A 7,595-nucleotide genomic window follows, 5' to 3' on the forward strand; every position below is an offset into this window, starting at 1 on the left:
GCCGCGGAGCCGGCTTTGCCGGGCCGCAGGCGCCGTCCCCTGCAAGGGGAAAAGGGCTACACGAAGTGAGCCCGATAGGGGTGAACCTATTTCTGCAGTGAGCCCGGACAGGGGTGTTCAAAAAACTTGCAGGCTGACCCAGTACGCGATCGCGGCCACGAAGGCCGAAGCGGGAATGGTGAAAATCCAGGCCCAGACGATGTTGCCAGCCACGCCCCAGCGCACGGCTGAAGCGCGCTGCGTGGAACCCACGCCCACGATGGCGCCGGTGATGGTGTGCGTGGTGGAAACAGGAATACCCAGCCCGGTCGCCAGGAAGAGCGTCAGCGCCCCGCCTGTCTCGGCGCAGAAGCCGCCCACGGGCTTTAGCTTGGTGATCTTCTGGCCCATGGTTTTCACGATGCGCCAGCCGCCGAACATGGTGCCAAAGCCGATGGCGATGTAGCAGACGATGACCACCCAGATCGGCAGGTGTTCCGTGGTCGCCATCATCCACACGGGCAAGCCCTGCACATTGCTGGTGGTCGCGGCGATCAACAGCAGCCAGATGATGCCGGCCGTCTTTTGCGCGTCGTTGCCGCCGTGCCCCAGGCTGTAGGCGCCGGCGGACACCAGCTGAAGCCGGCGAAACCACCGGTCGGCCTTCGACGGGGTCGTCCTGCGACACACCCAGGCCACCGCCACCATCATCAGCGAGCCCAGCAAGAATCCGAGCAGCGGCGACACGAAAATGAAGGCCACCACCTTGAAAACGCCCGACGCGATCAAGGCACTCGCGCCGGCCTTGGCAATCACAGCCCCTACGATGCCGCCGATCAGCGCATGCGAAGAGCTGCTGGGAATGCCGTAAAACCAGGTCACGATGTTCCAGGTGATGGCGCCCATCAGCGCGCCAAACACCACATGCGTGTCCACCACGCCCGGCATCACGATGCCCTTGCCGATGGTCGCCGCCACGCTCAGGTGAAAGATGAAATACGCCAGGAAGTTGAAGAAGGCGGCGAACAGCACCGCCTGCCCCGGCTTGAGCACACCCGTCGACACCACGGTGGCGATCGAGTTGGCCGCGTCATGAAAGCCGTTCATGAAGTCGAACGCAATGGCCAGGAAGACCAGCAGGAACACCACCCACAGGGCAGCCTGTACGGTTTGCATGGTTCAGGCGCCCGTGATCAGGAGTTCTCGAGGACGATGCCCTCGATCAGGTTGGCCACGTCCTCGCACTTGTCGGTGATGGTCTCTAACAGTTCGTACACCGCCTTGAGCTTGATCACTTCCCGTACATCGGGCTCTTCGCGGAACAGCCGGCTCATGGCAGAGCGCATGACGCGGTCGGCGTCGGACTCGAGCTTGTCGATTTCCTCGCAGGTCTTGAGCGCCGCTTCAGCCGTCGCGGCATCGCTGACTTTTTCGATCAGCGCCACGGCATCCTGCAGGCGTTCGCAGCACTTGACGCTCAGGTCGGTCAACCGCACGATGTCTTCGGTCATGTGGCGCACGTCGTACAGCGCCATGGTTTCCGCCGAATCCTGGATCAGGTCGGCCACGTCGTCCATGGTGTTGATCAGCTTGTGGATCTGCTCGCGGTCGATGGGTGTGATGAAAGTCTTGTGCAGCGCCCGGTTGACTTCATGCGTGATGCGGTCGGCGGCGCGCTCGGCGTGGTCGACTTCGCGGTTGAAAGCTTCGCGCTTTTGCACGTCAGCGTAGTTCGCGACCAGGTTCGAGAACGCGTGGGCGGCCTCGACGATGCGTTCGGCATGCTGGTTGAACATCTCGAAAAAATTGCCTTCGCGCGGCAGCAATTTGCCAAACAGCATGTCAGTTCCTCAGGGAGTAAGTCAAAAATATGACGTTTTTGTAACAGCTAGAAGTTTAAYCGCCCGGGATTTTAGGTAGCTTGGGTGTCTGACGGTGGGTTTACTGCTTAGGCTGCTGGCCGGGGGTTGCCCGGCATGCAACTCACTTTCTTTTGCTTCGCCAAAAGAAAGTAAGCAAAGGTCACGTAGTGGGGATTCGCTCACTTCGCGAAGCGAAGTTACGCGAATACCAAAAGGCGACCGTGGTTCCTGCGTCCCTTCGCTACGCTACGGGCAACCTGCGGTGCTCGGGCCAGCCGGGGTCAAAAACAACTCGCCTGCGGCTCAAACAAGTTTTTGCCCTGATCCGTCTGRACCTCCGCTCCTCGGCGCATCCACAAGGGCCAATCAGGGGCGGGGACAAATACCGGGTACTCAGGCGGAACGGAAGATGAAATACACCGCGCCCACCATGCACAGCGCGGCCCACAGGTAATCGAGTTTCAACGGCTCATTCAGGTAAAACACCGCAAAAGGCACGAACACGCTGAGCGTGATCACCTCCTGCATGATCTTGAGTTGCCCGACGCTGAACTGGGTAAAGCCGATGCGGTTGCCGGGCACCTGCAGCAGGTATTCAAACAGTGCGATGCCCCAGCTGATCAGCGCTGCGATATACCAGGGCGAGGTGGCCAGGTTTTTCAGGTGTCCGTACCAGGCAAAGGTCATGAACACGTTGGACAGCAGGAGCAGACCGATGGTTTGTGCCGATACCGGGAGGGACTGTAGGAACTGCATCAATGGCTCCGTGAATGAAATTTAGACAAACCGCCCGACCAGCAGCAGCACAATGGTCAGCGTCACCAGGGCCAGTGCGGTGGACACCACCACACTGGCAGTAATCAGGTCTTCCGCGACCTTGTAGCGCTGGGAAAACAAAAACACATTGGCACCGATCGGAAGGGCCGATGCCACCACCATCACCGCCATCGGCACGCCACCCACACCCAGCAGGCGGCACAAGCCGAACACCAGCAAGGGATGCAGCAGGTTTTTCACGCCAGCCAAAGCCAGCGCCTGGCGCCAGTGCTCCCCCACACGCGTGTTGGCCAGCGTCACGCCCACCAGCACCAGCGCCAGCGGACCGAAGGCATTGGCCAGCAATTCCAGTGGCTTGTCGACCACCGCGGGAATCGTGAGGCCGGTCTGCGCAAACAGCAGGCCCGCCATGATGGGCAGCGGCACCGGGTGCAGCAGCGCGTTTTTCACGGCCATCAACACCGTGGCCACCGGGTGGCGTGGTGCGGTGGTGACTTCATCGGCCGTGCCCAGCTTCTGTTCGTGCGCCACCGCCAGTTCCAGCACCACCGTGGCGCTGGTCAGCAACACCAGCGAATGCACCGAGACCAGCGTAAACAGCGTCACCAACCCTTCGGGGCCATACATCAACCCGACCAGCGCGATGCCGATCATGACGGTGTTGGAGAAGGTGTTGGCCAGTGCCAGTACGGCGGCGCGGCGGTTAAAGCCCTGCAGCAGCAGGGTGCCACCAAACAACACGACCACGGCCAGAAAGTAAGCCAGCACGGGCTTGAAGTCCAGCTGCTCAATACGCACCTTGCTCATGGTGCGAAACAGCAGCGCTGGCGTGAGCAGCAGAAAGACCAGGTTTGAAAGGTCTTTTATCGCTCCGGGCCTTACCCACTGTGCGCGACCAGCTATGAAACCTGTAGCAATCAACAACACGACGGGAAGCAGGGACACGAAGACAAGCTGGTTCATTGCGCAATCTTAGCGTGCGGGTTGCCAGGCCGTCGCGGTGCCGTCTCCGTATTTTGCGGGACGGCTCCGCTTAAAAAGCGTCAGCCACGGCAGTTTTGTGCGCGGCTCTTACCTGACGCTGGTTGCATCCGTAATGCGGTAGTAAAGACCGTAAGAGTCGTCGTTCAGGACCAGGAAGCGCCCCTCCACCACCACCGGCTCCATGCTGTATTTCACCGGCGTTTTGGTTTTGACTTCGACCATGCTCTCGGGCCCGCCGGGCAGGCAGAAGGCGCAGGTCAGCGGCACCGACGAGAGCAAAAAATGCTTTTGCTTTTCACCCGGGTCCAGCGGCATCATGAAGCCCTGGATGCGCTGGGTTTTCTGGTTCAGCGCCATCTGGTCGAGGGTGAAGACCGGCAGGATCCGGTTTTTCTCGTTTTTGGTTTTCACCGCCGTCAGCACCGACCAGGGCACAACGTCCGTGCGGGCCGCCAGCGGTGGGAACGGGCTGTTGGCGCCATGCACGCCCGCACCCTGCCCGACCGGTATGTCAAACGCCGGCCCTGCCGCGGCAGGTTTGCCGCCATTCGCCAGCGGTGAAGACAGCGTTTGCGCCGAAAGGCCTGCAGCGGCCAGCAGCGTGCTGCAGGCCAATGCCCACCTCAGTCCGTAAAGGCTTGGTGTGCGAGGGCGAAAAGAGGCAGTCATGCAGTACTCCAGAAAATCCAGAAAAAAGGTGAGGCCACTTCAGGGGTGTCCCGGTGACGTCAGTGGACGTCAATGAACGTGTTTCATCCCGCAGTATTTGCCGACGGCCAGGCCTTTGCAAGCGGCCTGCAGCTCTTTTTCACAAACTTCGTCTTTCTTGCCCGATTCCAGGCATTTGGCGGCGTTTTCATGGGCGGCGGCCATGGCGCGGTGGCGCTGGATGTCTTCCTTGGTTTCCTTGTCGTTGTGCTGCGCATGGGCCAGCGAGAACGTGGCGCTCAGGGCCACCGCCGCAAACGCGGCCGCAACAGGAGACAGGGTGAGGAATTTTTTGATGGAAGAGAGGTTTGTCATAAGAAGTTACCTTGATTGGAGAAGTTCAAACACACTGATCCGGTAGGCTTCCCAGGCAGGCAGCAACGCAGACGCCAGCGCCACACCCAAAGCCAGCACCGGCACACTGACCAGCTCGACCGGCCATGACAGCGCACCGATCAGGACCGATTTTTCAAGTTGCAGCGCCCAGGCCAGCAGCGCCGTCAGCCCCTGCCCCGCCAGCACCCCCAGCACGGTGGCCAGCAGCGCCAGCCATAGCGCTTCGCACAGCAGCAGGCCGGCCACGCGGGCCGGTGGCGCACCCAGCATGCGCAGCAGCGCCAGGTCGGCCCGGCGCTCACGCACGGCGCCCCACAGCGCGATGAAGACACTCAGGCCCGCCGTCAGCAGCAGCACGCCGGCCAGCGCACGCAGCACGTCGGTGCCCACACCCACCATGCTCAAGAGGCGCGTGATCTCCAGCGCCGGCGCCGCAGCCTGCATCTCGGTGTTGCTGTTGATGTAGCGCGGAAAGGTCACGGCCGCCAGCGGCGTCTTGTACTGGATCAGCGCCAGCGTGATTTCGCGTTCCTCTTCCAGCACCTTGCGGTCGTCGTCGTCCAGCGCGGTGTCGGTTTCATGCACCTGCCAGACGGACTCGGTGGCCGTCAGCACCAGGCGGTCCAGCACGGTGTGGCTGCCGGCCAGGATGCCCGACACCACATAGGGGCTCAGCTTGTGCTCTTCACCGCCGCCGCCCAGGCCGTGTGTGCCGGTAAAGCTGTCGCCCACTTTCAGGCCGRTCTGCTGCGCCACCTGCGCGCCAATGACGGCCTGCATGGGCCTGGACCACAGCGCGCCCTGTGCCAGCTGCGCGTCGTAATGGTGGATGTAGTCGGGCGTGGTGCCCACAATGCGAAAGCCACGAAAACTGTCGCCCAGGCTGATCGGAATGATCCTGGCGACCTGCGGATGTCTTTCCAGTTCCTTCACCGCCGCCAGCGGCACGTTGCCCGTCGGTACGTCAAGGTGAAACACACCTGACAGGATCAGCTGCATCGGGCTGCCCTTGGCGCCCACCACCACATCGATGCCGGCCACGTCACGGTCAAACGCCTGGCTGATCTGGTGGCTGACGAGCAGCAGAAAGGTAATGGAGGCCAGCCCCAGGGTGAGCAGCAGCAAATTCAGCGCCGCCGCCAGCGGCCGCGACCACAGGTAGCGCCATGAAAAAACAACGGTCWTGAATGCTATCGTTTTCATAGCTGCTCGCGCTCGACCAATAAGGACTGCAGGCCCTTTTTATCCTTAAAAAAGGCCAAAACACGTGCATCGTGCGTGGCAATCACCAGCGTGGCGGCCTGCTGCTGCGCCGCGCTTTGCAGCAAGGCCAGCGACGCCGCAGCCGCGTCGTCGTCCAGGCTGGCCGTGGGTTCATCGGCCAGGATCACGCGCGGCTTGAGCAACACCGCACGCGCCAGCGCTACACGCTGTGCCTGCCCGCCTGATAGTTGGGCCGGCTTGCGATCAGCCAACGCGCGCACGTCCAGCGCGTCCAACGCTTCGGCAATTCGGCCTTCATCATCCGGCTGGCCGGCGGCCCACTGCGCCATGGCCAGGTTGCCGTGCACCGTCAGCGCCGTGCTCAGGTGAAGTTTCTGCGGCAAAAAACCAATGGTTTTTGCCCGCCACGCGTCACCTGCACGTCCACCCAGCGCCTTGATGGACTGGCCGGCCACCGTGATGTCGCCCTCACTGGGCGCCAGCAAACCCGCCGCCAGCGCCAGCCAGGTGGATTTGCCCGAGCCCGACGCACCGCGCAGCAGCAAGGTGCCACCCTGCGCGACGTCCACGTCCGCAAAGCGCAGCTCGGGACCATTGGTGTAGCGGTAAGCCAGCTGGCGGGTACTGATCATGAAGAAGCCGCGCCGGTGGCGCAGTCGGCGCACACGCCCCGCACGGCAAAGTCCATGCTCATGCCCTGGTAGCCCAGCGCCTTCAGTGCCTCCAGCGCGGTCTGCGCGGCGCGCTCCAGGTCTTTGGTGCTGGCCTTGAGGGCGCCCGAACGCTTTCCCGACAGCGCACCCGACAAGGGGCTGTCGCGGTGGCAGCTCTGGCATTCAAAGTGGGGAATGGCATGCACGCTGCTCGGCATGGCCTGGTAACGGCGCACGCGATTGGCGTCCACGCGGCACAGCAGCAAGCCCACCTGCGTGAGCCGGTCGATCAGCCGGTACAGCGTGACGCGGTCCAGTGTCACGCCTTCGCCGGCATCATCGTCGCCGCCCAGCGCGGCCTGCAGCTGCGCGTGCGTGTAGCTGGTGTCCGGGTGGGCCAGCAGCCAGCCCAGCACCAGGCGCGCCGCGCTGGTGCGGCGCAGGCCGTGGGCCGACAGCAGCACATCAATCGGGTCTGCGTCGGCGGTGATGCCGGGGCCGGTTCTGGAGCGCCTGACAGGTTGGACGGATGCCATGGGATGAAGCCGTTCAGAAAGAGTTTGGCAAAAGAGCGCGCGGCGTATTTTCACAACGCACGCACATAACGCAACAATGTTGCATTAGACTATACAGCAATTCAGTTGCATTATTACCGCAACCGAGTGGCTTTTGATGACTTCCCGGCCCGCCTGTTTGTAAAGACGACTTCCCTTGCCAGCTTCACCTCCTCCCTTCCCCCCACAGCCTCCGCGCCGCCGCAGCATCCTCGCCTGGCCGGYCTGGCGCCGGGTGCTCGCGGTGTTGCCGGCCGTGGCGCTGCTGTGGCTGGCAGTCGCCTGGGCTTCGGCGGAAATCGCACCATGGTGAGCGCCATGGTCGCGCTGGACAACCTCACCGTCAGCTACCGGCAGCATCCGGCGCTGCACCACGTCAGCGGTCACTTCGCGGCGGGTTCGCTGACCGCTGTGGTCGGCCCCAACGGCGCCGGCAAAAGCACGCTGTGCAAAAGCATCATGGGGTTGCTGCCCCGCTCGGGCGGCCAGGTCACCACGGCAACGCCACGCACGCGCAT

Annotated in this window: 10 protein-coding genes; 1 reads left to right on the top strand and 9 read right to left on the bottom strand. The window is 62.7% G+C overall.

Annotation, left to right across the window (positions count from 1 at the left end):
- Positions 1-117 precede the first annotated feature (117 nt).
- From AC1D1X_RS11010 to AC1D1X_RS11050, 9 genes are all read right to left on the bottom strand, one after another.
- On the bottom strand, positions 118-1,155 hold the full coding sequence (locus AC1D1X_RS11010) for an inorganic phosphate transporter (protein WP_477646378.1): 1,038 nt from the start codon (positions 1,153-1,155) through the stop codon (positions 118-120).
- A 17-nt stretch (positions 1,156-1,172) separates the two neighbouring features.
- Positions 1,173-1,820, bottom strand: a complete 648-nt coding sequence (locus tag AC1D1X_RS11015) for a DUF47 domain-containing protein (protein WP_477659753.1) — start codon at positions 1,818-1,820, stop codon at positions 1,173-1,175.
- A 414-nt stretch (positions 1,821-2,234) separates the two neighbouring features.
- Positions 2,235-2,597, bottom strand: coding sequence for a DMT family protein (locus AC1D1X_RS11020; RefSeq protein WP_457279960.1), 363 nt, complete (start codon positions 2,595-2,597; stop codon positions 2,235-2,237).
- A gap of 21 nt (positions 2,598-2,618) precedes the next feature.
- Positions 2,619-3,581 (bottom strand): AEC family transporter, encoded by a 963-nt coding sequence (locus AC1D1X_RS11025; RefSeq protein WP_477668037.1) that lies wholly within the window; start codon positions 3,579-3,581, stop codon positions 2,619-2,621.
- 108 nt (positions 3,582-3,689) lie between these two features.
- Positions 3,690-4,271: a DUF3299 domain-containing protein gene (locus AC1D1X_RS11030; RefSeq protein ID WP_477668038.1), complete on the bottom strand. Its 582-nt coding sequence runs from the start codon at positions 4,269-4,271 to the stop codon at positions 3,690-3,692.
- Between the two features lie 69 nt (positions 4,272-4,340).
- A complete protein-coding gene (locus tag AC1D1X_RS11035) occupies positions 4,341-4,625 on the bottom strand; it encodes a hypothetical protein (RefSeq protein ID WP_477668039.1) in 285 nt (94 codons plus the stop codon).
- Between the two features lie 6 nt (positions 4,626-4,631).
- Entirely contained in the window at positions 4,632-5,849 is a 1,218-nt protein-coding gene (locus AC1D1X_RS11040) for an ABC transporter permease (RefSeq protein ID WP_477698277.1), read from the bottom strand.
- A complete protein-coding gene (locus tag AC1D1X_RS11045) occupies positions 5,846-6,502 on the bottom strand; it encodes an ATP-binding cassette domain-containing protein (protein ID WP_477668041.1) in 657 nt (218 codons plus the stop codon). Before AC1D1X_RS11045 ends, AC1D1X_RS11040 begins: the two co-directional genes overlap by 4 nt.
- Positions 6,499-7,059, bottom strand: coding sequence for a Fur family transcriptional regulator (locus tag AC1D1X_RS11050; protein WP_477668042.1), 561 nt, complete (start codon positions 7,057-7,059; stop codon positions 6,499-6,501). The genes AC1D1X_RS11045 and AC1D1X_RS11050 overlap by 4 nt, the downstream gene beginning before the upstream one ends.
- A 327-nt stretch (positions 7,060-7,386) precedes the next feature.
- Here AC1D1X_RS11050 and AC1D1X_RS11055 point away from each other — a divergent pair.
- A partial coding sequence (locus AC1D1X_RS11055) for an ATP-binding cassette domain-containing protein (protein WP_477698278.1) occupies positions 7,387-7,595 on the top strand: 209 nt, incomplete at its 3' end.

This window comes from Polaromonas sp. P1_G4 (assembly GCF_056405475.1).